27 protein-coding genes and 1 other RNA gene are annotated in these 26,001 nt (G+C 35.4%); 14 read left to right on the top strand and 14 right to left on the bottom strand.

Annotated elements, in window-relative coordinates; translation table 11 throughout:
* Positions 1 to 19: 19 nt before the first annotated feature.
* From BBH99_RS20910 to BBH99_RS20920, 3 genes are all read right to left on the bottom strand, one after another.
* On the bottom strand, positions 20 to 655 hold the full coding sequence (locus BBH99_RS20910) for a DUF4241 domain-containing protein (protein ID WP_066700276.1): 636 nt from the start codon (positions 653 to 655) through the stop codon (positions 20 to 22).
* 9 nt (positions 656 to 664) lie between these two features.
* Complete coding sequence (locus BBH99_RS20915) at positions 665 to 1,027, bottom strand: GIY-YIG nuclease family protein (RefSeq protein WP_066700278.1); 363 nt, start codon at positions 1,025 to 1,027, stop codon at positions 665 to 667.
* Between the two features lie 71 nt (positions 1,028 to 1,098).
* The gene (locus tag BBH99_RS20920) at positions 1,099 to 3,714 is read right to left on the bottom strand and encodes a valine--tRNA ligase (RefSeq protein WP_066700279.1); all 2,616 of its coding nucleotides are present in this window, start codon (positions 3,712 to 3,714) and stop codon (positions 1,099 to 1,101) included.
* A gap of 128 nt (positions 3,715 to 3,842) precedes the next feature.
* Between BBH99_RS20920 and BBH99_RS20925 the strand changes: the two genes are divergently transcribed.
* A complete protein-coding gene (locus BBH99_RS20925) occupies positions 3,843 to 4,307 on the top strand; it encodes a DUF1573 domain-containing protein (RefSeq protein ID WP_066700282.1) in 465 nt (154 codons plus the stop codon).
* 297 nt (positions 4,308 to 4,604) lie between these two features.
* Positions 4,605 to 5,474 (top strand): polyphosphate kinase 2 family protein, encoded by an 870-nt coding sequence (locus BBH99_RS20930; protein ID WP_066700283.1) that lies wholly within the window; start codon positions 4,605 to 4,607, stop codon positions 5,472 to 5,474.
* 75 nt (positions 5,475 to 5,549) lie between these two features.
* Here BBH99_RS20930 and rnpB read toward each other — a convergent pair.
* Positions 5,550 to 5,873, bottom strand: an RNA gene (gene rnpB, locus BBH99_RS20935) — RNase P RNA component class A.
* A 282-nt stretch (positions 5,874 to 6,155) separates the two neighbouring features.
* Here rnpB and BBH99_RS20940 point away from each other — a divergent pair.
* From BBH99_RS20940 to BBH99_RS20950, 3 genes are all read left to right on the top strand, one after another.
* Positions 6,156 to 6,647 (top strand): RNA polymerase sigma factor, encoded by a 492-nt coding sequence (locus BBH99_RS20940; protein ID WP_045500386.1) that lies wholly within the window; start codon positions 6,156 to 6,158, stop codon positions 6,645 to 6,647.
* Positions 6,640 to 7,314 carry an MFS transporter gene (locus tag BBH99_RS20945; protein ID WP_066700285.1) on the top strand — a complete coding sequence of 225 codons (675 nt, stop codon included), beginning with the start codon at positions 6,640 to 6,642 and terminating at the stop codon, positions 7,312 to 7,314. The genes BBH99_RS20940 and BBH99_RS20945 overlap by 8 nt, the downstream gene beginning before the upstream one ends.
* A gap of 61 nt (positions 7,315 to 7,375) precedes the next feature.
* Positions 7,376 to 8,998 carry an AMP-binding protein gene (locus BBH99_RS20950; RefSeq protein WP_066700286.1) on the top strand — a complete coding sequence of 541 codons (1,623 nt, stop codon included), beginning with the start codon at positions 7,376 to 7,378 and terminating at the stop codon, positions 8,996 to 8,998.
* 320 nt (positions 8,999 to 9,318) lie between these two features.
* Here BBH99_RS20950 and rpoN read toward each other — a convergent pair whose 3' ends face one another.
* From rpoN to BBH99_RS20975, 5 genes are all read right to left on the bottom strand, one after another.
* A complete protein-coding gene (gene rpoN / locus BBH99_RS20955; RefSeq protein WP_066700288.1) occupies positions 9,319 to 10,782 on the bottom strand; it encodes an RNA polymerase factor sigma-54 in 1,464 nt (487 codons plus the stop codon).
* A 159-nt stretch (positions 10,783 to 10,941) separates the two neighbouring features.
* Positions 10,942 to 12,390, bottom strand: a complete 1,449-nt coding sequence (asnS, locus tag BBH99_RS20960) for an asparagine--tRNA ligase (protein ID WP_066700289.1) — start codon at positions 12,388 to 12,390, stop codon at positions 10,942 to 10,944.
* A gap of 111 nt (positions 12,391 to 12,501) precedes the next feature.
* A complete protein-coding gene (locus tag BBH99_RS20965) occupies positions 12,502 to 13,101 on the bottom strand; it encodes a CDP-alcohol phosphatidyltransferase family protein (protein WP_066700290.1) in 600 nt (199 codons plus the stop codon).
* Positions 13,102 to 13,112: 11 nt separating this feature from the next.
* Complete coding sequence (locus tag BBH99_RS20970; RefSeq protein ID WP_066700291.1) at positions 13,113 to 13,775, bottom strand: LA_2272 family surface repeat-containing protein; 663 nt, start codon at positions 13,773 to 13,775, stop codon at positions 13,113 to 13,115.
* 11 nt (positions 13,776 to 13,786) lie between these two features.
* Entirely contained in the window at positions 13,787 to 14,419 is a 633-nt protein-coding gene (locus BBH99_RS20975) for an LA_2272 family surface repeat-containing protein (RefSeq protein ID WP_066700292.1), read from the bottom strand.
* A 177-nt stretch (positions 14,420 to 14,596) separates the two neighbouring features.
* Here BBH99_RS20975 and BBH99_RS20980 point away from each other — a divergent pair, with 177 nt between their 5' ends.
* On the top strand, positions 14,597 to 15,523 hold the full coding sequence (locus BBH99_RS20980; RefSeq protein ID WP_066700297.1) for a helix-turn-helix domain-containing protein: 927 nt from the start codon (positions 14,597 to 14,599) through the stop codon (positions 15,521 to 15,523).
* Between the two features lie 779 nt (positions 15,524 to 16,302).
* On the opposite strand, the gene rimM is transcribed toward BBH99_RS20980, so the two are convergent.
* The 5 genes from rimM to BBH99_RS21010 all read right to left on the bottom strand — a co-directional run bounded on the left by rimM (position 16,303) and on the right by BBH99_RS21010 (position 19,457).
* Positions 16,303 to 16,845: a ribosome maturation factor RimM gene (gene rimM, locus BBH99_RS20990; protein WP_066700300.1), complete on the bottom strand. Its 543-nt coding sequence runs from the start codon at positions 16,843 to 16,845 to the stop codon at positions 16,303 to 16,305.
* 14 nt (positions 16,846 to 16,859) lie between these two features.
* The gene (locus BBH99_RS20995; protein WP_066700301.1) at positions 16,860 to 17,414 is read right to left on the bottom strand and encodes a 30S ribosomal protein S16; all 555 of its coding nucleotides are present in this window, start codon (positions 17,412 to 17,414) and stop codon (positions 16,860 to 16,862) included.
* A gap of 182 nt (positions 17,415 to 17,596) precedes the next feature.
* Entirely contained in the window at positions 17,597 to 18,106 is a 510-nt protein-coding gene (locus BBH99_RS21000; RefSeq protein WP_066700303.1) for a nitroreductase family protein, read from the bottom strand.
* A 232-nt stretch (positions 18,107 to 18,338) separates the two neighbouring features.
* A complete protein-coding gene (locus tag BBH99_RS21005; RefSeq protein WP_066700305.1) occupies positions 18,339 to 18,788 on the bottom strand; it encodes a hypothetical protein in 450 nt (149 codons plus the stop codon).
* A 144-nt stretch (positions 18,789 to 18,932) separates the two neighbouring features.
* Positions 18,933 to 19,457: an SRPBCC family protein gene (locus BBH99_RS21010; RefSeq protein ID WP_066700308.1), complete on the bottom strand. Its 525-nt coding sequence runs from the start codon at positions 19,455 to 19,457 to the stop codon at positions 18,933 to 18,935.
* Between the two features lie 212 nt (positions 19,458 to 19,669).
* On the opposite strand from BBH99_RS21010, the gene BBH99_RS21015 reads away from it, so the two are divergent.
* The 8 genes from BBH99_RS21015 to BBH99_RS21050 form a co-directional block, all read left to right on the top strand.
* Positions 19,670 to 21,688, top strand: a complete 2,019-nt coding sequence (locus BBH99_RS21015; protein WP_066700310.1) for a M3 family metallopeptidase — start codon at positions 19,670 to 19,672, stop codon at positions 21,686 to 21,688.
* A 24-nt stretch (positions 21,689 to 21,712) separates the two neighbouring features.
* A complete protein-coding gene (locus BBH99_RS21020) occupies positions 21,713 to 22,120 on the top strand; it encodes a tetratricopeptide repeat protein (RefSeq protein ID WP_066700311.1) in 408 nt (135 codons plus the stop codon).
* Positions 22,121 to 22,124: 4 nt separating this feature from the next.
* Positions 22,125 to 22,538: a hypothetical protein gene (locus tag BBH99_RS21025; RefSeq protein WP_066700313.1), complete on the top strand. Its 414-nt coding sequence runs from the start codon at positions 22,125 to 22,127 to the stop codon at positions 22,536 to 22,538.
* 22 nt (positions 22,539 to 22,560) lie between these two features.
* Complete coding sequence (locus BBH99_RS21030) at positions 22,561 to 23,256, top strand: M949_RS01915 family surface polysaccharide biosynthesis protein (RefSeq protein WP_066700315.1); 696 nt, start codon at positions 22,561 to 22,563, stop codon at positions 23,254 to 23,256.
* 65 nt (positions 23,257 to 23,321) lie between these two features.
* Positions 23,322 to 23,522, top strand: coding sequence for a YqaE/Pmp3 family membrane protein (locus tag BBH99_RS21035; RefSeq protein ID WP_228390863.1), 201 nt, complete (start codon positions 23,322 to 23,324; stop codon positions 23,520 to 23,522).
* Positions 23,523 to 23,671: 149 nt separating this feature from the next.
* Positions 23,672 to 24,403, top strand: coding sequence for a class I SAM-dependent methyltransferase (locus BBH99_RS21040; protein ID WP_066700318.1), 732 nt, complete (start codon positions 23,672 to 23,674; stop codon positions 24,401 to 24,403).
* A gap of 207 nt (positions 24,404 to 24,610) precedes the next feature.
* Positions 24,611 to 25,279 (top strand): hypothetical protein, encoded by a 669-nt coding sequence (locus tag BBH99_RS21045; RefSeq protein ID WP_066700319.1) that lies wholly within the window; start codon positions 24,611 to 24,613, stop codon positions 25,277 to 25,279.
* Positions 25,280 to 25,514: 235 nt separating this feature from the next.
* Positions 25,515 to 26,001 (top strand): hypothetical protein (locus tag BBH99_RS21050; protein ID WP_066700320.1); only part of this gene is annotated, 487 nt, incomplete at its 3' end.

Consider the following 26,001-nt stretch of genomic DNA (forward strand, 5'->3'; position numbering starts at 1 on the left):
CAAAAATAACTAATTTTACCTAACTTATTTCAATAAATTCTGTAATAATCTTCACCGGTGATTGATTTTTATCGTAAGCAATATAGCTGGCATAAAAACCTTCTCCGTATCCTGTCTCAAAAGCAAATATAGTCCCGGGATGAGTTTCTGAAGGTTTTAGAAATGCATATTGATCTATTGCCCCCTTTTCATCGAAGAAATATTCATGGAAAAACTCTTCATAGATTCCCATAAAGTCTCCACCTTTTTTATGATAAAGTTTCTGTTCCAATTCATTAAGACTGTTTTGAGTATCCACATCCATGAAGCAGCCCATTCCACTTTCTACCGGATATCCAAAAACTTCTCCTTCCACCAGTTCCTTAATATTCTGCCCAGCCGTAGTTGCCAGCTTCCAGTCTTTAATTTCTGCAGTATTGAAAATAATTTCTGCATAAGCTACACAATTACTATCTCTTTCTTTATGTAACATTACAGAAAATTCTCCTTTTGGAAAATCTGCAGAAAAAGGAAGCATATCATTGGTGATTAAGGGATCACAAGCAACCAGCTTTCCACTGGAAAGATAGATTTTCCCTACTTCAAAACTTTCTAACAAGGGACTTTCTACAAAATCCTTCGAAAATAGCTTTTTTATGTTTTCTATATGTGTCATTTTATTGTATTACTTATTCTCAGTGTCAGGCTGAGCGGAGTCGAAGCCTTTTTGATTTTTGCTGTCAACATTATCAGAGTGACTTTTGTTTTGACAAACAGACAACTCTTTTAATTGATCCCAATTATCATTAATTATAGCTTCTTTTTTCTTTCTACTCCAACCTTTCACTTGCTTTTCAAACACTATCGCTTGAATAATGTCATTAAATACATAAAAGAAGACTAGTTCAACCGGTCTTCTTTTATAAGTATAACTTTCAGGAAATTTACCTGATTGATGTTGAGCTAATCTTACTTCAATATCATTGGTAACTCCTGTATAATAGGAGTTGTCGGAACATCTTAAAATATATACGAAATATTGTTTCATTTTTATTCCAAAAAAGGCTTCGACTCCGCTCAGCCTGACATTCCAACAACTTCTTTTATTATTGGGTTTATTTACAAACTTTTCAGCTTCTCTTCCAAGATCGCAATCTTATCAAGAGCATCTTTCTGTTTCTTACGTTCTACCTCTACAATTTCAGGTTTAGCATTAGCCACAAACTTTTCGTTGGAAAGCTTTTTATCTACTGAAATCAAGAATCCTTTCAGATACTTTAATTCTTCTTCAGTTTTCGCTTTTTCTTCTCCTAAATCTAAGTTTTCACTTAAAGGAATAGAAACTTCTGTTGCACCAACAAGGAATGTAAAGCTTGGCTTATCTGTTTTCTGCCCGAAGTGAATTTCAGAAACATTGGCTAGTTTTCTTACTACCGCTTCATTCGCAAATTCAGTAGCATTGGTATATATTTCAGCGGCTTCTCTTGGGGAAATTCCTTTTGTCTGACGGTAATTTCTAACTCCAGAGATCAGTTCTGCCGCAGTTTCAAAGTTTTTAATGATCGTCTCATCAAATGCTCCCGCTTCTTTTTGCTGAGCAATTACTAAAGCATCTTCAATATTTCTTTCTGAAATCGTCTGCCATAATTCTTCTGTTAAGAAAGGCATGAACGGGTGAAGCAACTTCATCAGCTCTTCAAAGAAATATATTGTTTTGTTATAAACCTCTTTAGAAATACCTTCTCCATAGTTAGGCTTGATTGCTTCAAGATACCAACCACAAAAATCGTCCCAAATTAATTTATAGATCAAATGAAGGGCATCAGAAATTCTGAATTTCTCAAACTGATCGTTGATTTCAACAATGGTTTTATTTAATTTATTTTCAAACCAGTCAATAGTTTGAGTCTCTGTTGCATTTGCTGCCTTATCTTCATGATTCCACATGTTAATTAAACGGAATGCATTCCAGATTTTCGTCATGAAATTTCTTCCCTGAAGCATTAAATCTTCATCAAAAAGAAGGTCATTTCCAGCTGCAGAACTCAATAGAATTCCTACACGAACGCCATCAGCTCCATATTTTTCCATCAGCTCAAGCGGATCCGGAGAGTTTCCTAAAGATTTTGACATCTTTCTTCTCTGCTTATCTCTTACAATTCCTGTAAAATAAACATTCTTAAACGGAACTTCTTTTCTGTATTCCAATCCCGCCATAATCATTCTGGCTACCCAGAAGAAGATGATATCCGGAGCTGTAACCAGGTCAGAAGTTGGGTAATAATAATTGATATCTTTATTTTCTGGATCAAGTAACCCATCAAATACAGACATTGGCCATAACCATGAAGAGAACCAGGTATCTAATGCATCATTATCCTGCCTAAGATCTTCTGTTGTTAATTCATGATTTCCTGTTTTTTGCTGAACCAGCTTTAAAGCTTCTTCTTTAGTTTCAGCTACTACAAAATCTTCATCCCCTGTACCATAATAGTAAGCAGGAATTTGTTGTCCCCACCAAAGCTGACGGGAAATATTCCAGTCGCGGATGTTCTCCATCCAGTGTTTGTAAGTATTTTTAAACTTCTCTGGATAAAACTTTACCTCATCGCTCATTACAACATCAAGTGCAGGCTGAGCAATTTCAGACATTTTAAGGAACCATTGTACCGAAACTTTAGGCTCAATAACAGCTCCTGTTCTTTCAGACGTTCCTACTTTATTGACGTAATCCTCAGCTTTCAGTAAAAGACCTTTTTCTTCTAATTCTTTTGCGATCTGCTTTCTTACATCAAATCTGTTCTGTCCTGCATAGTGAAGACCATGTTCGTTAAGGTTTCCGTCATCATCTAATGCATCAATCATTTTCAACTGGTGCTTCTGCCCGATCTCGTAGTCATTCGTATCGTGTGCAGGAGTAATTTTTAAAGCTCCCGTTCCAAACTCAATGTCAACATATTCATCCTCAATAATAGGAATTACCCTGTCAACGATTGGTACGATTACATTTTTACCCTTTAAGTGTGCATATCTTTCATCATTAGGATTGATACATACAGCGGTATCCCCGAAAATAGTTTCAGGACGTGTAGTCGCAACTGAAAGGAACTCTTCTGAACCTTCAATCTTATATTTAAGGAAATATAATTTTCCATTCTGTTCTTTAAAGATTACCTCTTCATCTGAAATATTGGTCTTCGCTTCCGGATCCCAGTTTACCATTCTGTAGCCTCTGTAAATTAATCCTTTATTATAAAGATCTACAAAGCTTTTGATAACCTGCTGTGAAAGCTTGTCTTCCATTGTGAAACGGGTTCTGTCCCAATCGCATGAACATCCTAATTTTTTAAGCTGTTCAAGGATTGTCCCTCCGTATTTATTTGTCCATTCCCAAGCGTGTTCAAGGAATTGTTCACGGGTAATATCAGACTTATTGACTCCTTCAGACTTCAGTTTAGCAACAACTTTAGCTTCGGTAGCAATGGAAGCGTGATCTGTTCCCGGAATCCAACAAGCGTTAAACCCGCGCATTCTTGCACGGCGGACCAGAACATCCTGAATGGTATTGTTCAACATATGTCCCATGTGTAATATCCCCGTTACGTTTGGCGGCGGAATGACCACGGTATATGGTGGTTTGTCATTAGGCTCTGAGTGGAAATATTTGTTTTCCAACCAGTAATTGTACCATTTCTGTTCTGTTTCCTGTGGATTGTACTTTTCTGAAATCTGCATAAATTCTATTTCTTTGGCTTGCAATTTGCAAAAATAGTCTAAAGAAAAAAATTTTTAAGCATGAATTAAAATAATTTTTAACTTTGTTTCACAAAATTTATCTAACAAACATATTAACATTCAAGAATATGAAGAAATTAATCGCAGGAATTGCATTATTCGGAACATTTGCTCTTGCATCTGCACAAACTATTACGTTTGATAAAACTACTTTCGACTATGGTAACATTAAGCCTAGTTCTGATGGTACAAGATTCTTTACTGTAACAAACACTGGTGATAAGCCTTTGATCATTTCAAATGTAAAACCATCTTGTGGATGTACAACACCAGAATTCAGCCAGGATCCGATCATGCCAGGAAAATCTGCTAAGATCAAAGTTGGATATAACACAGCTCTTACAGGAGGATTCAACAAAATGATTGAGGTTTTCTCTAATGACCCTGCTAACAGCAGAAGTGTAATCTACATCAAAGGAAACGTAGATGCTAACGCTCCTGAGCCAAAAGTATTAACACCTGCTGAACAGAAAGAAGCTGCTAAAGCTGAGAAAAAAGCTGCAAAAATTGCTAAAAAAGCTGCAGCGAAATAATTCTCTACTCAAAATAAAGAAACCGTCTCTATTGAGGCGGTTTTTTTGTTATATTTATATTGGATTAGGTTGCAGATGATAGGTAATGGCCAGCAGTAAATATATTGACATTGATCAAATATATTATTTAGGTCTTGGCTGAAGCCTTGGGATTTACACTTAAATGACTGGGCTAAAGCCCACCCCTATTGAATTTTAATAACAAAATCTTTTAATCTTTTAATCTTTTAATCTTTTAATCTTTTAATCTTTTAATCTTTTAATCTTTTAATCTTTTAATCTTTTAATCTTAAATATATGGACACCAATCTCTCAGATGACTTCAGGGTAAATGGAAAATTTTCTATTAAAAAAGCCTCTACCTCCTATAAAGGAAAACTTACCAAAGAAGAAGGAACTCAATTACTAATTCAGGAGAAAGAAAAACTACGTGAGCTTCAGGAAAAGCTTTATGCTGATGGAAGCCAGTCTCTTCTGGTGGTACTTCAGGCCATGGATGCCGCTGGAAAAGACAGCATGATAGAACATGTTTTTGGCGGTGTAAACCCTCAAGGCTGTAATGTAACCAGCTTTAAAACACCAAGTTCAAAAGAATACTCCCATGATTTCCTATGGAGACATTATCTGGCTCTGCCTCAGAAGGGAATGATCGGAATTTTTAACCGTTCCCACTATGAAAGTGTATTGGTGTGCAAAGTACATCCTGAATATAATTTAAGTGAAAAAACATGGTCTTCTGTAGAGGATTTTGACAATAAATTCTGGGAAAACCGTTATGAAAGCATTCGTAATTTTGAAAAGCATCTTGCGCAAAACGGAACTACTGTCATCAAAATTTTTCTGAATGTCTCCAAAGATGAACAAAAGAAAAGATTATTAGACAGAATTAACGAACAGGAAAAAAACTGGAAGTTTTCTGCAGGAGATCTTCCGGAAAGAGCCTTATTCGATCAGTATATGGAAGCTTATGAAACCGCAATCAATGAGACATCAAAGGATCATGCGCCATGGTATGTACTTCCTGCAGACAATAAATGGTTTGCAAGAACGGCAGCTATTCAGATTATTATAGATACTCTGGAGAAGATGAACCTGAAGTATCCCCAGCTTTCAGAAAAAGATAGACAGGAATTACAGGAAGCAAAAAAACAATTGGAAAGTGAATAAAAAAAATCCTCAGATCATTTTGAACCTGAGGATTTTATATGGATAGTTTATCACTTAACTTATATTCTTCAAAAAAACACGAGAAAATCTATAAGCCGGATTCTGTACTTCCGAAGAAGTGCCTGTTATTTATCTACGTGGTACATTGCTGCAACACTTGAGCTGATTACCCCTCGGTTTTCAGGACGAGCCGCCCCTATTTCCATTGCTGAAAAGAACCGATATACTTACCATTGCACCGCAAAGAGTTTACCTGGTTTCACTACAGCCGAACTGTACTTGCTTTCTGTTGCACTTGTCCTACCCTCACGGGTGACGGATGTTATCCGCTTTGCTGCTCTATGGTGTCCGGACTTTCCTACCTCCCGTAAACGGGAAATCAACAGGCCGATTTTCTCGCGGATGCAAAGATACATAAATTTTACGGTAAAAATGTAAGAAGGACCGCCGGAAGCGGGAGGATGGAAGTTATTGAAGTACCAAGCCTGGACTAGCAGCATTTTATATTAATTTTTTCAAAACTGCTGATAAACTTTTCAGGTTACTGTTAAAATAAGTCTCTGTAATAACTTCCTGCCTCCAGCTTCAAACTTCTTTACATGTCATAATTATCTCTGATTTCATTATAATTATTTTTCCCCAATTACCACATTATTATTATCTTCGTGCCATTATACATCTATGGATTCCAGAGAAAAAGAATTTGCGCAGCTCATCAAAGATAATCAGGGCCTGATTATTAAAGTATCGCGCTTATATACCAATTCGCTGGAAGATGAAGAAGATCTTTTCCAGGAAATTGTCTTGCAGCTCTGGAGGAGTTATGATTCTTTCAAAGGAAATTCCAAGATTTCAACATGGATGTACCGTGTAGCGCTTAATACAGCCATTACCCTCTTTAGAAAAAAAAGCAAAAGCCTTCCTACGAATGAACTGGACATCAACCATAAGGATTTTGTGGAAGATGATGATGAAAAACAGCAACAGATTTCGCTTTTGTATACTGTAATCAAGACTCTTCCTAATATAGAAAGAGCCATTGTCATGATGTATCTTGACGATCTGCCTTACAAGGACATTGCAGAAAATCTCGGAATTACCGAAGTTAATGCACGTGTGAAAATGAACAGATTAAAGAAAACCCTTAAAGAACAGATGGAAAAATATGCCTGAATTTGATTTAGATAGTTTTAAAAAAACATGGCAACAACAGCCTGTAGAACCGAAATATGATAACAGCGAGATCCGTCAAATGCTGAATAGAAAATCACGTAATTATGTAAAGTATATTTTCTGGATCAGTGTTTTTGAGTTTCTGTTCTTTTCTGTTTTAGGCTTATTCTACTTCTTCCAGGATGACGAGTCTGACGGGTTCCGTAAAATACTGGAAAAACTGGGTACTCATGAAGCACCCGAAGTGGAAAACAATTTCGGTCACTTTTATCTGGCCATTAAAATCCTGAGCGTATTAATTACCGCTTATTTTGTACTCAAGTTCTACCAAAATTACCGTAAAATAAAAATTGAGGAAAACCTTAAAGGGCTTATTACGAGAATTATCAGTTTCAAAAAAACAGTCAATGCTTTCATTCTGATTAGTATTGTGCTACTTCTTATGTTTACCTTTGTATTAGTTGCCTTTATATTTTACACTTTAAATTCTCAAAATATACAACCTTCCGGATCTGATCTTACGGTCATTATTGTAGCCATTACTATCAGCACCATATTGGCTATATCAATGATCTGGGTATATTACAGACTGGTGTATGGAAGTATCATCAAAAAACTTGACAAAAATCTAAAGCAGCTTAGAGAGATAGATTCTCAGGAAAATTAGCATTCATAGGCTATAGTTCAAGATATTATTGTTAATTTTATTTCACCAAATCTTTTTTACTATGCCTTTATCATATGTTTATGGAGCATCTCAGGTTCCATTATTGGGACAGACTATTGGTGGAAACCTTAAAAGTACTGTCGAAAAGTTTCCCAACCAAGAAGCACTGGTTTGTGTTCATCAGGGGTACAGAGCTACCTACCAGGAATTTTACAATCAAACAACCGCAGTTTCCAAAGCCTTATTATTTTTAGGAGCAAAAGCAGGAGACAGAATAGGAATCTGGTCTTCCAACCGCTATGAATGGGTACTTCTGCAATATGCCACTGCCAGAATCGGTACTATTTTAGTGAATATCAATCCGGCTTACAGGACCCATGAGCTTACCTATGTACTCAATCAGTCTGAAGTTCGTTTTATTTTTTCTTCTTTAAGCTTTAAGACCAGTAACTACAAAGAAATGGTTGAGTACGCCAAGGAAGTTTGCCCTACTTTAGAGCATGAAATTTTCTTTGATGACAACTGGGAAGATTTTGTAAACAATGGTCAGGAGATTTCCGATGAGGTTCTTCATAGCTTTGAAGAGCACGTACAGTTTGATGATCCTGTCAATATTCAATATACATCGGGAACAACCGGATTTCCCAAAGGCGTTACGCTTTCCCATCACAATATTTTAAATAACGGATATTTTATTGGTATACGATTAAAATATACAGAAAAAGACCGTGTATGCATTCCTGTTCCATTCTATCACTGCTTCGGAATGGTAATCGGAAATATATGCTGTACAGCCCATGGAGCCTGTATGGTAATCCCTAATGACAGTTTTGATCCAGAGCTTACGTTAAAGGCTGTTTCTGATGAAAAATGTACTTCTCTGTATGGTGTTCCTACCATGTTTATCGCTGAGCTTGCCGTAAAAGATTTTGATACTTATGATTTTTCAAGTTTAAGAACCGGTGTTATGGCTGGTTCCGTATGTCCACCGGAAATAATGAAAAAAGTGGAAAGCCTGATGAATATTAAGGAAATGAGCATCTGTTATGGAATGACAGAAACCTCCCCGGTATCTACACAAACTTTAATAGGAACCCCATTAAACAAGCAGGTCAGTACAGTAGGAACAGTTCAGGATCATCTCGAAATAAAAATCATTGATGAAAGCGGAAAAATTCTGAAACGTGGTGAACACGGTGAACTTTGTACAAGAGGCTATTCTGTAATGCTGAAATACTGGAATGATCCTGAAAACACAAAAAAAGTGCTGGATGACGCCCGCTGGATGCATACCGGTGATATGGCTGTTATGGATAAAGATGGTTATATTACCATTTCCGGAAGAATTAAAGATCTTATCATCCGTGGTGGAGAAAACATTTCACCTAAAGAAATTGAAGACTTCTTATATACTTATACTAACATTCTGGATGTTCAGATCATTGGAGTGCCAAGTGAAAAATTCGGAGAGGAAGTAATGGCCTGGGTGAAAGTAAGAAAAGGCTTTACGATTACAGAACAGGAACTGCTAGACTATTGTAAAGGAAGAATTGCCCATTATAAGGTTCCGAAATACTGGAAATTTGTGGATGAATTTCCAATGACGATTTCCGGGAAAATAAGAAAAGTGGAAATGCGGGAAATTTCTATGAAAGAACTTGGGTTGGAAAGTCATAAGGCTTAACTTATACCATTTAGATTCTATAGGGTTTAAGTGGACTTTAATTAAATGACTCGTCTAAACTGGAAGGTTTAACCACAAAGTCACAAAAGTTTTTGAACACTTTAGTTATTTTAAGTTACTACTAACTGTTTGAGAAGAGCACTTAAGTTTTTGAAAATCTCCGATTTTCAAAATTCTGGTCGTCAATATTTCAGTTGATGAGCTTTACATCCCCCTCCACTGGAGGGGTGGCGAAAATTCAAAGAATTTTTGACGGGATGGTCCTACTAAAAACGCATAAAAACAAAAAAGCATTTCAAATTGAAATGCTTTTTTATATTTTAAAGTTCTTTTCTTAATCTGGCAACAGGAATATTGAGCTGTTCACGATATTTTGCAATCGTTCTTCTGGCAATATTATATCCTTGTTCTTTCAAAATAACCACTAAGGCATCATCAGTCAGAGGTTTTCTTTTATTCTCTTTACTGATCACTTCCTGAAGGTGGGTTTTAATCTCTTTAGTAGAAACTTCTTCCCCATCATCATTGGTTAAGCTGTCTGAAAACAGGTCTTTAAGATAAACAATACCGTTTGGCGTATCTGCATATTTACTTTTTACCACTCTGGAAATGGTAGAGATGTCAAATCCGGTAATATCTGCTACATCTTTTAAGATCATTGGCTTTAAAGATTTCTCATCACCGGTAATAAAATAATCTTTCTGAAACTTAACAATAGCTGTAATAGTCTGCAATAAAGTATTCTGACGCTGGTTAATCGCATCAATGTACCATTTCGCAGCATCTAATTTCTGCTTGATAAACAAAGCAGCCTGCTTGTGTTCAGAAGAGTTTTTATCATGTGAATAAGTAGTCAGAATATCTTTATATTCTTCAGAAACCCTTAATGTTGGAGCATTCTTACTGTTAAGCATAGGGATCACCTGTCCATCTTTCACCTGAATTACAAAATCCGGAATAATTTCCTGATTGATGGTAATGGTTTGGGTATCAAAATTCCCTCCCACTTTGGGTGACAGTTTTGAAATTTCATCCAAAGCATCTTTCAGATCTTCTTCCTCAATATCATATTTCTGAATAATCTTGTTATAATGCTTATTGGTTAAGGCATCAAACTGGTATCTCAGGATATTGGCCGCTAAAGAAACAGCTTTATCAGAGCTTACTTTCTTCTCGATCTGTAATAATAAACATTCCTGAAGACCTCTTGCACCCACTCCAGGCGGATCCAGCTTCTGAACATAATTTTCAAGGATGTCCTCTACTTTTTCCTTAGTCGTATAAATTCCCTGTGAGAAAGCAAGATCATCCACAATAGATTTGATCTCTCTTCTCAGATAACCGTCCGTATCAAGGTTACCAATTAGGTATTCTGCAATCTTAAGGTCTTCTTCACTGATATTCACCAGGTGAATCTGTTCTGTAAGATAATCATATAATGACTGTCCTTCCGTTAGAAGACTTTCATTGTCAAATTCTTCATCATCCGGAGAGTAGTTGCTGGATGCAGTTTTATAGCTGGGTTCGTCGTCGTAAAGATATTCGTTAACGTCGAAATCTGTCTCAATGCTTTCTGTACCCTCGTCCTGATAAGCATCTTCCAGGGAAGAATAATCATCTTCCTTAGAATCCTCCTTTACAATTTCCAAAGCAGGGTTTTCTTCTAACTCTCTCTCCAACTCCTCTTCAAATTCAAGAGTATGAAGCTGAATAAGCTTCATCAACTGGATCTGCTGAGGGGCCAGCTTCTGTCCTAATTTGAGTTGTAAGTGTTGTTTAAGCATATTAATATTGGCGTTTTAACATAACATATTCTACGAATTTAATAAATTTATTTGATAAAAAATACATTTAGCATGATTTTTGCATTATACTTTCTACATAATAAACTATTTAAAAATAAAAAAAGCCTTAACTTGATGATTAAGGCTTTTTTTATGATTCTAGAATTCAGCGCTTTTCGGCGTTCTTGGGAAAGGAATTACATCTCTGATGTTTGTCATTCCTGTTACGAAAAGAACTAACCTTTCTAACCCCAGACCGAAACCTGCATGCGGTACAGAACCGAACTTTCTGGTATCTAAATACCACCAAAGCTCGTGCTCATCTACATGCATATCTGCCATTTTCTGCTTTAATACGTCTAATCTTGCTTCTCTTTCAGATCCACCGATGATTTCACCGATACCCGGGAAAAGAACGTCCATTGCTGCAACCGTTTTGTTGTCTTCGTTCAGTTTCATATAGAAAGCTTTGATTTCTTTTGGATAATCGAACAATACAACCGGGCACTCAAAGTGTTTTTCAACCAGATATCTTTCGTGTTCAGACTGAAGATCTGCCCCCCATTTTTCAACAGGATATACGAATTTTCCTTTCTTATTTTCTTTAGAGTTCAATAAGATCTCAATAGCTTCTGTATAGCTTACACGCTTGAAACGTTTAGCCACCACATTCTGAAGTTTTTCAATAAGACCTTCTTTTGCTCTTTCTTTTTCCGGTTTTGATTTTTGTTCTTCTTCAAAACGTTTGTCTAAGAACTCAAGATCATCTTTACAGTTATCCAATACATACTGGATCACATATTTTAAGAAATCTTCTGCAAGGTCGATGTTATCTTCAAGATTGTTGAAAGCCACTTCCGGCTCAATCATCCAGAATTCTGCAAGATGTCTTGTTGTATTTGAATTTTCTGCACGGAAAGTAGGTCCGAAAGTATAGATTCTTCCTAATCCCATAGCAGCAGTTTCTCCTTCAAGTTGGCCGGAAACCGTAAGATTGGTTTTTCTACCAAAGAAATCCTGAGTGAAATCAATTTCGCCTTCTTCAGTTCTTGGCATATTATTCAGATCGAAGTTGGTAACTCCGAACATTTCTCCTGCTCCTTCAGCATCAGCTCCTGTAATCACCGGAGTGTTGATATAGAAGAACTGGTTTTGGTTGAAGAATGAATGAACAGCAAAACTTACTGCGTGGCGTACTCTGAAAACAGCTCCAAATAAATTAGTTCTGAATCTTAAGTGTGCCTGCTCACGAAGTTTCTCTAAGCTGTGTTTCTTAGGCTGAAGAATGGTGCTTTGAAGCTCTTCTGTAAAGTTATCTCCTAAAATAATGATCTTTTTAGCAACAATTTCTACAGATTGTCCCGCTCCCTGGCTTTCCACTACTTCACCTACCACTTTAAGAGAAGAAGCTGTGCTAATTTTCTTGATAAGTTCTTCATCAAAATTTTCGAAATCAACAACTATCTGCAAATTATTAATCGTAGAACCATCATTAAGTGCAATAAAGCGATTAGCACGGAATGATCTTACCCATCCGTAAACTGTAATGTCATGATGTAATACTTTCTTGTAATCCCTTAGGATTTCTTTGATCGTTTGCTTTTTCATTTGTTGATAATAAATTTTTGTATAAAAATTAATGGTGGCAAAGTTACAAAAAAACGGCGCAACTTGATGATTGCGCTGTCTTTAAAAATCATTTATCAATTATTTAATGCTTTAATTAAAGAAAATGGACTTTTTCCTTTGCTTTCCATTCCTGATTTTCAGGGCATGATAACAGCTAGGAACATCGTATTGCCATTGAGGAAGAAACAGAATAATCAGGATCACATCAATATGAGAAACCAAACCTAAGATCAATGCCAGATCAAAAGTCCAGCCTGTTTTCTGGAAACCGATCATATAGGTAAAGGCCAGCAAAAGGCTCAGTCCCCACATTTTGGATAGGAAAGCATGGGTACAGGTTTCTTTCCCGAATTTCCAGATACTTACAACATAACACATAGCTTCCATACTGAAGATCAGTAAAATACTTTTCCATTCATTGATAATCAGGTCCGGATTCAGGAAATAAGAAGCAAATCCCAGGGACAACCAGAAGATAAGATCCGTCTGGCTATCCAGTCTTCTTAATTTTTCTGAAGCAACACCTGTTTTTCTGGCTATAATTCCATCAAAAATATCAGTAAACAATCCCAAATACATAAGCATCAGAATATATTCCCGGGCTGATTCTCCCATAAAATATCCCAGATACAAAATGATAAAAGCGGAAATAAAACGGGATAAAATCAATAGATAAGGTATATTTTTCATGATTACTATTTTTAAAAATTAATGATGGGCAAGCTCCTTCTCTCATTTTTATTCCATATTCCAATTTGAAGTCCTTTCATCTTTTTAGATTTGTTAAGAATACCTATCTGTACTCCTTTCATTTCATTTGAATAATTACTAAGCCCTATCTGCATGCCCTGCATCTTTTCTGAAGCATTAAAAGCTGAAATACTTAAACCTTTCATTGTAGCCAGATCATTTCCAATTACGGAAATAAACATCCCATTCCCCTGATCTAAATAATTCATCCACCCGACCACTGAAACTCCGCTTACTTTCTTCCCATAATTATAAAGAGAAACAAATAATCCATGGTGAATTGCTGTTTTCCCATACCCTGCACTGGAAACTGTAAGTCCGTTTACAATGAGAGAAGCCCCATCATCTCGTTGTTTGGCAGGATCTCCAAACATCCACATCAGAATTCCTAAAGGATTAGGTTCAAGATTAAAACCATTAATTCTCTGAGTTTTTCCCGTATGATTGTCTAATAAACTCCCGCCTAATCCTATGGCCACTCCGTTTACTTCTTTTACTTTTTTGCTCAAAGGTGTCAGGGAAACTATTTTGCTTTTCACGGTTTCAATAGAGTCTTGTCCATATATTGCTTCTTGTAATAAAAAGAAGCAGGTCATTAAAATCTTTGTTTTCATAAGTCTTAATTTTATGATTTCTTAAAATTCCAATTGATGACAGGTAGCTTTCGTTTTCCGTTTTCATTCCATGCTCCGATCTGAATGCCCCGGAAATCTTTACAACTGTTATAAAGTCCGATCTGAAGGCCTCTGCATTTTTGTCCAACATTAGCCAAAGGAGCTACAGAAACTCCTTTTATTTCATGATGAAAATTGAGAATCGGAGAAACTGTAACCCCACGAGTTACCGCGCAGGTATTGATATTACTTGAAACATTTATTTCCAACCCATTGGTAACCGTTGGTTCCATATTGATCAATGATAGCTGAACTCCGTTGATTGTATTCATTTTACTTTCTGGAACAACACCATAATCATTGTTTAAGCTCCATCGGTCTGCACCAGGCAAATACACAATGAGTAAAGCAGGAAAGAAAAGCCCTAAAGGATTAAATCCCATTCCCAAACCGTTTACTTTTTTAGGTATCATTTTTTCTTCCTGATCAAAATATTTAAACAGAAACCCATTTACATTTTTGTTATTTTTTGAAGGAGAAGCGGCAATGAATCTGGGCTTCAACGAATCTACTTTTATAGTGTCTGATGCATCCATCAGAATGCTGAATAAAAGCATTGGTATTAAAAAAAATTGTGCTTTCATAGCTCGTGATTTTAAAATTATAATTCAAAATTATCAGCCGAAAGTCCCGTATTGAATGTGAAAAAAAATAAAAAAAAATATTCTGTTTGTGAAAATCGCAAAAAACAATGATTTACATGCTTGCAACAATGACTTTTTGCCCAGAAAAAATGCTACATTTGTGAAAATCACAAAGCCATGCATCAGGAAGCTCTGCTCAAAGAAATCCGAAGAAAAATAGGTGATAAATCGTTGAATGACGAGATCGCCAATATTCTTAATATAAGCTATGATGCTGCCCATCGAAGAACTTCTCTGAAAGCCAAATTCAGTTTTGAGGAAGCCTTAGAACTGGCCAAATATTATCAGATATCTTTGGATCAGCTCCTCACTTCCGATCATCTTATTTTAGCTCAAAGAACTTCAGCAGTCACTAAAACAGAAGACCTCCAATCTTTTTTTCAGAATACTCTCAGTGTTTTTGAAAACCTGCCGCTTTCAGATAAAATGACCATTTATTATTCGGCAAAGGATATTCCGTTTTTCTATACCCTTTCAGATACTTTGCTTTCGCGGTTTAAGATTTATGTCTGGATGAATTTACTGAATGCCAAACAGGTTTTCATCCCTTTTTTACAGTTTTCACCTCCTCAATTTGAAGCCGATACTCAAAAATTAAGAAGAAAATATGAAGATCAAAATGTGGCTGAATTATGGAATGGCATGACTGTTTCCAGTATTTTGCAGCAAGTGTTATTTTATTATGAAACCGGCCTTCTGAAAGAAAATGAGGCACAAATTATTTTACAGGAATTAAAGGAATTGATAGAATATATTGAGCAAAAGACAGAAAATAATCCAAAGTTTCACCTGTATGAAAATGAATTGATGCATCTTTCCAACGACATCTTTTTTCATCATCCACAGCAGTCGCTTTTTGCTTTACCCACTAATATGTTTGGTTATATTTTAATTAAAGATGCTAAAACCTGTGATGAAACGTTGAGCTATTTTGAACATCAGATTAAAAACTCAAAATCCCTGAACACTTCGGGAAACCGGGATAGAAAGATTTTTTTTAACAAAATGTATGAACAGATTGAAGTTTTACACAAAAAATTGTAATATTAAAATTAATTCATCCCAAGAAATTAAATTACGTATATTTGAACAATAATCACTTTTTGTTAAAACTAACCCATAAAAACAATGACTTTTGAAGAAATAAAAAAAGAAATAAAACTTGAGATAAAACTGATAATAAAATAAAAGCAATTTGGTATTGGGATTATTTTCGATGATTGGAGTCTTTCTGTTAAAATGGATCAGAGCCCAACATATGAACCTCTCTGAAATTCAGGATTTTCTCCAGGGAATACTCCCTAATTTTGCAGCTACCGGAATTTGTGCTTCAGTATTTATATTTTATAAACTTTTATTCCGTGTGGATGCTCCTTTTCAAAAAAACTAATTTTTTTCAACATCATTCACCCTTTGTCGGATTGGTATTTTGGGAAGTTATACAGTATTTTATGGGTTCTCCCATGGATATTTATGATATACTGATGACAGCATCCGGCTGTATTCTTACTGCTGTTTTTATCCTGACTCTTTACTCTGAAAAGTTTTCACAAAAGATATAAATCTGAATATTTTCCAAGTTTTATCTTAGGGGCTGTACTTTAAACAGATCCAAATTATATTGTACTTAGAGATTAAACATTATTACAGGAAAAATTTAGTTAAATACTCTCAATAAGAATACTTTTCCTGAGAACAAATGGCCTTTAAGAATGATCAGATAGCAATTAACTTCAGAATATAATCGAAATGATGCTGATTCTATGAATAAGTAAATGATCAATAGACACAATTGATCATCATTCAAAAGGAAGACCTAATTTTTACTCGTCTTTCTTGGAAGGAACCAGGAAAACATCAATAAGGCCTTCAGGAAGTACCATTTTGATCGTTCTTTCTTCTCTGTCAACTTCAAGAATCCAGTCTTTGATCATCGGAATAACCACTTCTTTTCCATCCAGATTGGTAATGAAATACACCTGTGCCGTCTGATCATTTACAGATCTGATCACTCCACAGTTGTTATCATTTTCATCAAGAATTTCAAATCCGATGATTTCGTGGTAATAGAATTGCTTCCCTGTAAGTTTAGGTAATGTAGACAGTGGAAGATAAACACTTTTACCTATAACCTGGTCTACCATTGCTTCAGAAGAGTTTTTGAAAGCAATGTTCAGAGCATCTAATTTGCTCCATGATGATTTTTCAATAAAAAATGGAACCAATAATCCGTTGATTTCAACGAATATTGATTCCAATTTATTGTAAAGCTCGGGCTGATCGGTATCCAATTTAAGAATAACGTTCCCCGCAAGTCCATGTCTGCGTGTAATTTTCCCCAACAAATAGCAATCTTCTTTACGCATAACAGGAAATGTTCTTAAGCTTCAGTGTTTTCTTCAGTTTCAGCAGCAGCTTCTCCTTCTGTAGCAACTTCTTCAGCAGGTGCGTTTGCAGCCTCTTCAGCAGCTTTAGCATCAGCTTCAGCTTGTGCAGCAGCAGCAATTCTAGCTTCGTTTACTTTTACTTCAGCTTCTAAAGCAGCTTTCTTAGCATCAGCTTTAGCAGTAGCTAAACCTTCAACTTTACCTTGTACTTTAGATTCTTTAGCTTCTAACCAAGCGTTAAATCTTTTTTCAGCTTCAGCTTGATCAAAAGCACCTTTAGCAACACCACCTTGTAAGTGTTTTTTGTAAAGAGCACCTTTGTAAGATAGAATAGCTCTAGCAGTATCAGTAGGCTGAGCACCATTGTTTAACCACTGTACAGCAGAATCAACGTTCAACTCGATAGTTGCTGGGTTAGTAATTGGGTTGTAAGTTCCTAGTTTCTCGATGAATCTACCATCTCTTCTAGCTCTAGAATCTGCAACCACGATGTGGAAGAAAGGTTTTCCTTTTTTACCGTGTCTTTGTAATCTGATTTTTACTGACATAATGTTTGAATTTTACGGGAACTCGTCCCAGTTAAATATTTAAGAGTGCAAAGATAAACAAAAATTCTAATTGAACAATGGTTTAATGTAACAATTTATCAATCTAACAATGTAACAATATATTATCCTTCTCTTACAAGAATTTACTGGTACATTGGTAAACTGTTATATTGTTAGATTAATCATATTTTTCCCATATAAAAAAGTCCCAGACACTTTTGATTTTCTTCTATTGTAAGAGATTCTTTCAAATAATCTACAATTTTAGGAGAACTCCAGTAGCAGCCAATATGATTTGCGGTACAGCTTAAATACATGTTCTGAACTGCCATTGAAGTAGCTGCAATTTCTTCCCACTCCGGAACCATTCCGCTGAAATTGACAACGATAGAAACAACAACATTAGCTTTATTGATTTTAAAACCAATATCATTATATTTTTTCTCTAAGAATAACTGTTCAGGCTGAGTAGCTTTATAGATCGCCTGCATTTCTGAAGCCAGTTTAGCTTTTTCTTCTCCTTTAAATATTTTGAAACGCCAAGGTTTAGTACGCTTGTGATTAGGAGCCAGAGTTGCTGAATGTAAAATTTCATCAATAACTTCCTGAGAGATTTCTGCATCTGTATAATCTTTTGGGAAAATACTTCTTCTCTGCTCTATGATTTCTTTTAAAACTTCTGCTTTATTCATAGAGACAAAAATACAATATGTAAGTTAAACTTCCGGGAAGATGAGATAAGATTTTAATGCATGATGCGTGTGGTTCGGAGTAAGAGTTATTAAGATACGGTATTTTTTGAGTAAAAGTTTTATTGCAGATAAACATCAGTGGTGAATAGTGAGTTCCTTTACTTGACCATTCTTTCAACCAGATCATTCACAATTCACTTGCGAAGCAAAATTCACTATTGACGATAAAACCTTATAGCACTTCTACAATCTTCTGGTGAATTTTATTTAATGTAAACTCATTCCCGGCCTTCATTCCCATCATTTTTTGAGCCATGGGACTTTCGGAAGAAATAGCGTAAAAGCGGTCTCCTTCAAAAAAGAATTCACCTAATGATACGGAAATATAGAAACGGGCTTTGTTGGTGATCACCAACGAGCCTAGCTGAACCCGGTCTGTAGCAGTATTCAGCACCTTTCCCATATTTCGTTTGAGATCATTTAAAGCACCCAGCTGCCGCTGCATCTGATAGATTTCCTCCTGCATTTCTTCACGCATACTGTCATATTTCGGTGTTTTCTTGATGTCACGACTTGCTTCCAGAGTAAACTCAATAAAGTTTTTAAGCTTTTCAATTTTTTCTGTAATGGTATTTTTTACAAAGTCTCTGATATCACTTTTTTCAAATACAATCTTCTCCATACAATCGTTTCTTTATATAAAGATAATATTTTTAGAATAATATTTCCTCTTTTTATATTTTACAAAAAGTGAACCATCAGCATGAACAATTCTTACCATATTACAGTATTAAAAAAGCCCTGTAGTTTATACAAGGCTTTCATTTTATTTTTCTGATAATTTCTTCAGGTCATTCAGTCCCTGGCCGAACATTTTATCCATATTGCTGTCCATCATAGGCTTCATAATCTTCATCATGGTATTCAGTTCATTATCAATCATCCATGTTACTTTGGTTCCGTTTCCTTCAGGTGTTAATACAAAAGTACCTTTGGCGTTTCCCTCAAAAGGTTTTATAAAATGAAGCTGGGTTACCATTTTTTCATTTGGAACGGTTTCGGTAATTGCCTGCTCTCCTTCACTGTCATCCCCTTTCCAATGATAAGAATCTCCCATTTTAGTTCCTTCTCCAGAATAGGTGATCTTAATATTTTTTATTTCTTTTGAGAAAGGATCCCACATATTATATCCTTTTAAGGAACCTACATATTGCCATACTTTTTCTTTGGGTGCATTAATGACAACGGATTTTTCATAATGGTAATCTTTACTAAAAGCCAACATGGCAATTACAGCATATACGATAATCAGCAAAATGATAATGCCAATAAATTTCAGGAGTGTTTTCATAGTCTATATATTTAAAGTTATTTCTTTCAAAATGAGCCTCTCATCTGCTTTCAAAATTAAATATTCTGACATCGTTCCCTCTTTGCATAGGACAAGATTATTTAAAGATAAGGCATTTTTGTCATAACTTGACGTTCAGGCATTATTTTTGAGCATTTCAGCTGGGATTCCCCGATGAATCCTTACATTTACGTTTAACTAAAAATCGAAAAATGAATATTTTAACAGAAAAATTTAACACACCATATCACTCAGCACCGTTCGGTGACATTAAAAATGAAAACTATCTTCCTGCTTTTAAGGAATTAATTCAGAAATCTGAAGAGGAAATCAATGCTATTGTTGACAATCCTGCAGCACCCACTTTTGAAAATGTGATTGAAGCATTAGCGTATTCCGGGGAACAACTGGATATGGTATCGAATATCTTTTTCAATTTAAATTCAGCAGAAACCAGTGATGAAATCCAACAGATTGCTCAGGAAGTTTCACCGATTTTAACAGAATATTCTTCTAAAATTTCTCAAAATGAAGCTCTTTTCAACAAAATCAAAAAGGTCTATGATGAAAAGGAGAAATATAACCTCAATGAAGAGCAGGAAATGCTTTTAAATGAAACGTATAAAGGTTTCGTAAGAAGTGGCGCCTTATTGAATGAAGAAGACAAGGAAAAATTAAAGAAAATCAGCATGGATCTTTCGATAAAGTCTCTTCAGTTCGGACAAAATGTATTGGCTTCCACTAATGCCTATTTCAAACATATCACAGATAAAGAACAGTTAGCCGGAATCCCTGAAGCAATTATTGAACAATTTGCTGAGGAAGCTAAAGAAAGAAACCTTGATGGCTGGGTAGTGACTTTACAGTATCCAAGCTACATCCCTTTCATGACTTATGCTGAGAACCGTGAACTGAGAAAAGAATTAGCTTTGGCTAACGGTAAAAAATCTTTTGATGGTGGGGAATATGACAACCAGAATCTCATCAAGGAACTTCTTCAGCTGAAACAACAGAAAGCTGAACTTTTAGGATATAAAGACTATGCAGATTACGTACTGGAAGAAAGAATGGCTAAATCTCCGGTAAAAGTTATTGATTTTTTAAATGAACTTTTAACGAAAGCTAAACCTTATGCTGATCAAGAGATTGAAGAACTGAAATCTTTAGCCAAAGCCGATGGAATTGAAGATATGCAAAGCTATGACCATGCTTTTTATGCTGAAAAACTTCGTAAACAGAAATTTGATCTTAATGATGAAGAACTAAAACCTTACTTCCCTTTAAACCAGGTTCAAGATGCTGTTTTCGGACTGGCTGGAAAATTGTTCGGATTAACTTTTGAAGAACGAAATGATATACCAAAATACCATGAAGATGTAAAAGTGTATGAGGTTAAGGAAAACGGAACTTATAAATCTCTATTATATGTAGATTATTTCCCAAGAAAAGGGAAAAGAGCCGGTGCATGGATGACCAGCTATAAAAACCAGTACAAACAGAACGGAGAAAACTCGCGTCCCCACATTTCTATCGTTTGTAATTTCAGCAAACCAACGAAAGATACACCTAGCTTACTGACATTCCAGGAAGTAACCACTTTATTCCACGAATTTGGGCATGCCCTTCACGGAATGATGGCTGATACCCAATACCCTACTCTATCCGGAACTTCTGTAAAATGGGACTTTGTGGAGCTTCCTTCTCAGTTTCTGGAAAACTTCTGCTATGAACCTGAATTCCTGAAAACTTTTGCAAAGCATTATAAAACGGGAGAGGTTCTTCCTGATGAAAAAATTGAAAAAATAGAACAGTCCAAAAACTTTATGGAAGGTTACCAGACCTTAAGACAATTAGGTTTTGGTTTACTGGATATGAACTACCATACAAAAGTGGCAGAACTGGAAAACAAAAGTGTAAAGGAGTTTGAAGATCAATACACCAAGGCTACAACCCTTTATCCTATCAATCCTGAAACAGCGATGAGCCCAAGTTTCTCTCATATTTTTCAGGGTGGATATTCTGCAGGATATTATTCTTACAAATGGGCGGAAGTATTGGATGCCGATGCCTTCCAGTATTTTAAAGAAAACGGAATCTTCAATCCGGAAATTGCTGCCAAATATAAAGTACTTCTTTCTTCAGGTGGAACAAAAGATCCTATGGAACTGTATAAAGCTTTCAGAGGAAGTGAGCCGAAAGTAGAGAGTCTGTTGAAAAGAGCATTCGGATAGTAAAAGATTAACAAGAAGCATTATATGAAGGAAAACCTTCAGAAACAAATGAAGAGCATATCACAAAGACTTGAGAATGTAAAAAAACTTCAAGCGAAAAGATGGGAAAATGAGGATCATTGGGATACTTTAAATGATCTTTTGGTTAAAGAGCTGGATGAGATTTTACTTATTGAACCTGAAAATACCTCTGCACTCATCAACATTGGGGCAGTTTATTCCGATATGGGAGAAAACGAGAAAGCTCTGGAGTATTTAAAAATGGCTTTAAACCTGGGTTCAGAAGATAAAAACCTTTTTATAAATCTGGCCATCGTTATGATTTATATGGAAAAGCATCAGGCTGAATATTTAGAATATCTTGAAGATGCAGAAGGAAAAGTTGAAAATCCACTTACTTTTAAAGCTTATTTTGACCCTCAATCTCATTAGAATTATGATAGAAAAATTAAAAAAATTAGAAGCAGCTTTTAATGAGGCATTAAAAGCTGCTCTTAACAATATTGATCCTGAAAAGATTGATGAAATTCTGGATAACAGAGATTCATCAACATTTTCGGAGGCATGGATGAAAGCTTATCAGGCTGTTGAAGAAAAAACAATGGATGAAAAAACTGAAGATGCTGTTACGCATATCAGAAAAGAAATTTTCATCTCCATTTTCAAAGCTACCGGTTCATCTGAGCTGCCAGCCTATATTTCTGATGATTTTGGATTGGTTTCGTCTTATTTTATTCGCGATATTGAAAACAGCTGGGTAACCAATTTATTGTTTACTTATCTTAATCACCAGATTCCTCAGGGAGACTTGATGAATACAGAGAAAACAATGAATGAACTGATTCAATAAATCAGAAAAGAAAAAATAATCTATGAAAAAAATACATTTACTCTATTGTCTTCCGTTTATATTCTTTCTAAACTGTAAAAATGAAAAGAAAGATTCAGTAACAGAAACAAAAGCTCCGGAAATTCATCAGGTAGAAAAAACAGATTCTTTGGTGACTACAAGAATTGATTCTGCCCAAGTTCCAAAAACATTGAAATACAAAGGAAATTTTAAAGAAGGATTCCAATGGAAAGATAAAACGGGAGAATATATCGTATTCACTTCTGAGACCGGAGTTTATATTAATGAAAATTTCCAACATGAAAATGATGGTAGTGACGCTGAAGTTTTTGCTCAATGCTATTCCCTTGAAAATAACCAACAGATATGGAAGGTTAATGACTTTATCAAAGACTGTATGGTAGATATTGATGCCGCTTTTAAGAAAAATACGCTAAGTGTAACAGATCTTGATAAAGATGGTATTGCTGAAGTCTGGATGATATATGAACTAGCTTGTAAGGGTGATATTAGTCCATCAGATTTAAAGGTCATCATGTATGAAGGAAAACAGAAATTTGCCATGCGTGGGGAAACAAAAATACGAACAGGAATGGAAAAACACGGTAAACCGGTATTTGAAGGAGGATCTTATACCTTTGACAAGGCTTTTAAAGAAGGACCAAAAGCATTCAGAGACTATGCTGAAAAATTATGGAATAAAAATATGGGAGAATAATTTGTAAATTAGTTCTATCCAATTAATTATGAATACTAATTACTTACACTTTTAATTTCATCATCATGTTATTAGCTATTATACTTCCCTTTTTATCTTTTATTGTCCGAGGAAAAGTTCTTACCGGAATTATCTGTTTTATTTTGCAGATTACCGTCATTGGCTGGCTTCCTGCTGCTATTTGGGCTGTGATGTCTTTAAATAATGATAGAGCCAATAAGCGAAACGAAGATTTAATCCGTGCTGTGCGTGAGGGCCGAAAATAAAATCATTTTACATGATACATTCCAATCCTTTATTCCGGTAAAGGATTTTTTTTGAAAAGTTTGAATTGGTATTTTAAAACTATTCCGCCTAATAATCGTAAATTTATTATTCATTAATCCCGGTTTTAAAACTGTAAATCTTACCTGACATGAAAGAAAATAAATATGACAACCCGTCTTTTTTCGACCAGTATGAAAAAATGCTCCGGTCTCAACTGGGACTGGAAGGAGCCGGAGAATGGCATGCCTTAAAAAATATGTTACCTGATTTTAAAGGGAAAAAGGTACTGGACCTCGGCTGCGGATTTGGGTGGCATTGCCGATATGCTATAGAAAATGGCGCAATATCTGTGGTTGGAATTGATCTTTCCGAGAAAATGCTGGCCAGAGCAAAGGAAATCAATGATCTTGAAGGCATCCTTTATGAAAGAATGGCATTGGAAGATGTGGATTTTCCTGCAGAACAATTTGACATTATTTTAAGCTCATTAACACTGCATTATGTGGAATCATTCAGTAAGATAACCCAAAATGTTTATCAGTGGCTGACGGCTGGCGGATCTTTTGTGTTTTCTGTAGAACACCCTGTCTTTACTGCTGAAGGAAGTCAGGACTGGAACTATGATAATAATGGAGAAAAAACAGCCTGGCCCGTTGACAAATATTTCATCGAAGGAAAAAGAAATACAACTTTCTTAGGAGAAAATGTTATTAAATACCACAGAACCTTAACTTCCTATTTAAATACATTATTAAAACAAGGCTTCAAAATAAAGGAAATTATTGAACCGGAACCAAGCGCTGAAATGCTGAAAGAAATTCCGGAAATGAAAGAAGAACTCCGAAGACCTATGATGCTGTTGATTTCTGCAGAAAAATAAGATTGATTCCTGTTGAATTATACTTTGCCTATAAAGCTATTCTGCATATACTTTTCTTTTTTCATCCTGTTATTGTAACAAACCTCAACAAAAAACATAGCGTTTCTATCTGCTCTTTAAAATCTTAATGGCTTCATCAAAAATCTTTCCCGGAAGTCTTTTATTTTTGACAAAATAGCACGATATTTAAGCTATAAAAGACCAGCCATGTTCAAATTTTTCAGGAAAAAGAAAAAAAATAAAGTCAACCTTCATTCTGTAACCATTCCAGACCAGGGATGGATTAAAGTTTCAGAAGATCATGAAGCAATAAGATGGGTAAATCCACAACAATCGGCACTTATTGTCCTTCATTTTTTCGATAAAGAACCAGACCTTCCTACAGCGCAAGACTTAGATTACCTGAAAAAGTTTTACAGAAATATAGCGGCTTCAACCAATGGTGGTATTATTGAGACGGATATCATTAATATCCACAATATTCCCTGTGTAAAAAATATTATTAAGATTCCTCAGCAGGAAACCGGCATGGCCTATATTGCATCCATTACCATTCCTTTCGAAAATTGCAGCTATGTAGTGAAAATACAGGCTGACGAAATTGGAATCACAGGAATGAGAGACGCAGTTATTCTGGACAGACTACATAAAACTGGCGAAGTAAAAATTAATGAAGAAACCATGAAAAACTGGTTTGAAGATCCTTATGATCCGGACTTTAAACAAGGAACATTAATGAATAAATCTGAACTGGAAAAATATGATCATGAGTTTCCGGAACATCCGCTATCCATCGCCAGATCGCTCGTCAGGTCAATAGCCACAACCATTATTTTCAAACAGGAAATAAAAAAACTTCCAGCATTTAAAAAATAAATTTGAAGACTCGGAAGAAAACGAGATGGCTTTGCATGAAACAATTGGATAATGAAGATGGAAGTTATAAAAAACTATTTTTCTATATACTTCAAAACTACCAGTCTTCGTCTTCCTGCTTCTATTTTTAAAAATTTAATTCATTCCCATTCATCGCATAACATTTTTCAATCTATGTTTCAGCATATTTTGTATCTTTAAGTACCATTTCAATAAAAATATTTGGTAATTCGTTATGACAGAAGAACTTTATTTCATCAAGACCAACCCAAATATTGCCAAAATCAATTTATACAATAAGCTTTGTTGTGAAGAAGAGAATTTTCAGAAATTCCTTCAGCCTGATGCTAAAATAAATCTTGAAATCATCAAGGATAAAGTAAAAGATTCTGTAGAAGAGCTCACCCGTGAAGAGCTTTTCAATATATTTTTATGGTTCAGCAAAGCTTACCCTTCTAACCATGAAGAAATAAGAACTCAACTATTCATCAACGGTATTGATCTTTTTTATGAAATTCAATCTCCTCAACACACTGAAACCTTCCTGAAAATACTTTCTGAATATGAAAAACTTTCTCAGGAAAATCTCAATTATATTGTCAATGCCCAGAATTTTAACCAATTCCTTATTTACGGAATATTCCTTACTGAAATTATCAGCAGAGAAGAGGGAAAAGAAAACATCCTTTCTGATTATCTGAAACCGGATTACCCTACTTTAT

The sequence above is a fragment of the Chryseobacterium contaminans genome (genome assembly GCF_001684955.1).
In the GTDB taxonomy this organism is placed as follows: Bacteria; Bacteroidota; Bacteroidia; order Flavobacteriales; family Weeksellaceae; genus Chryseobacterium; species Chryseobacterium contaminans.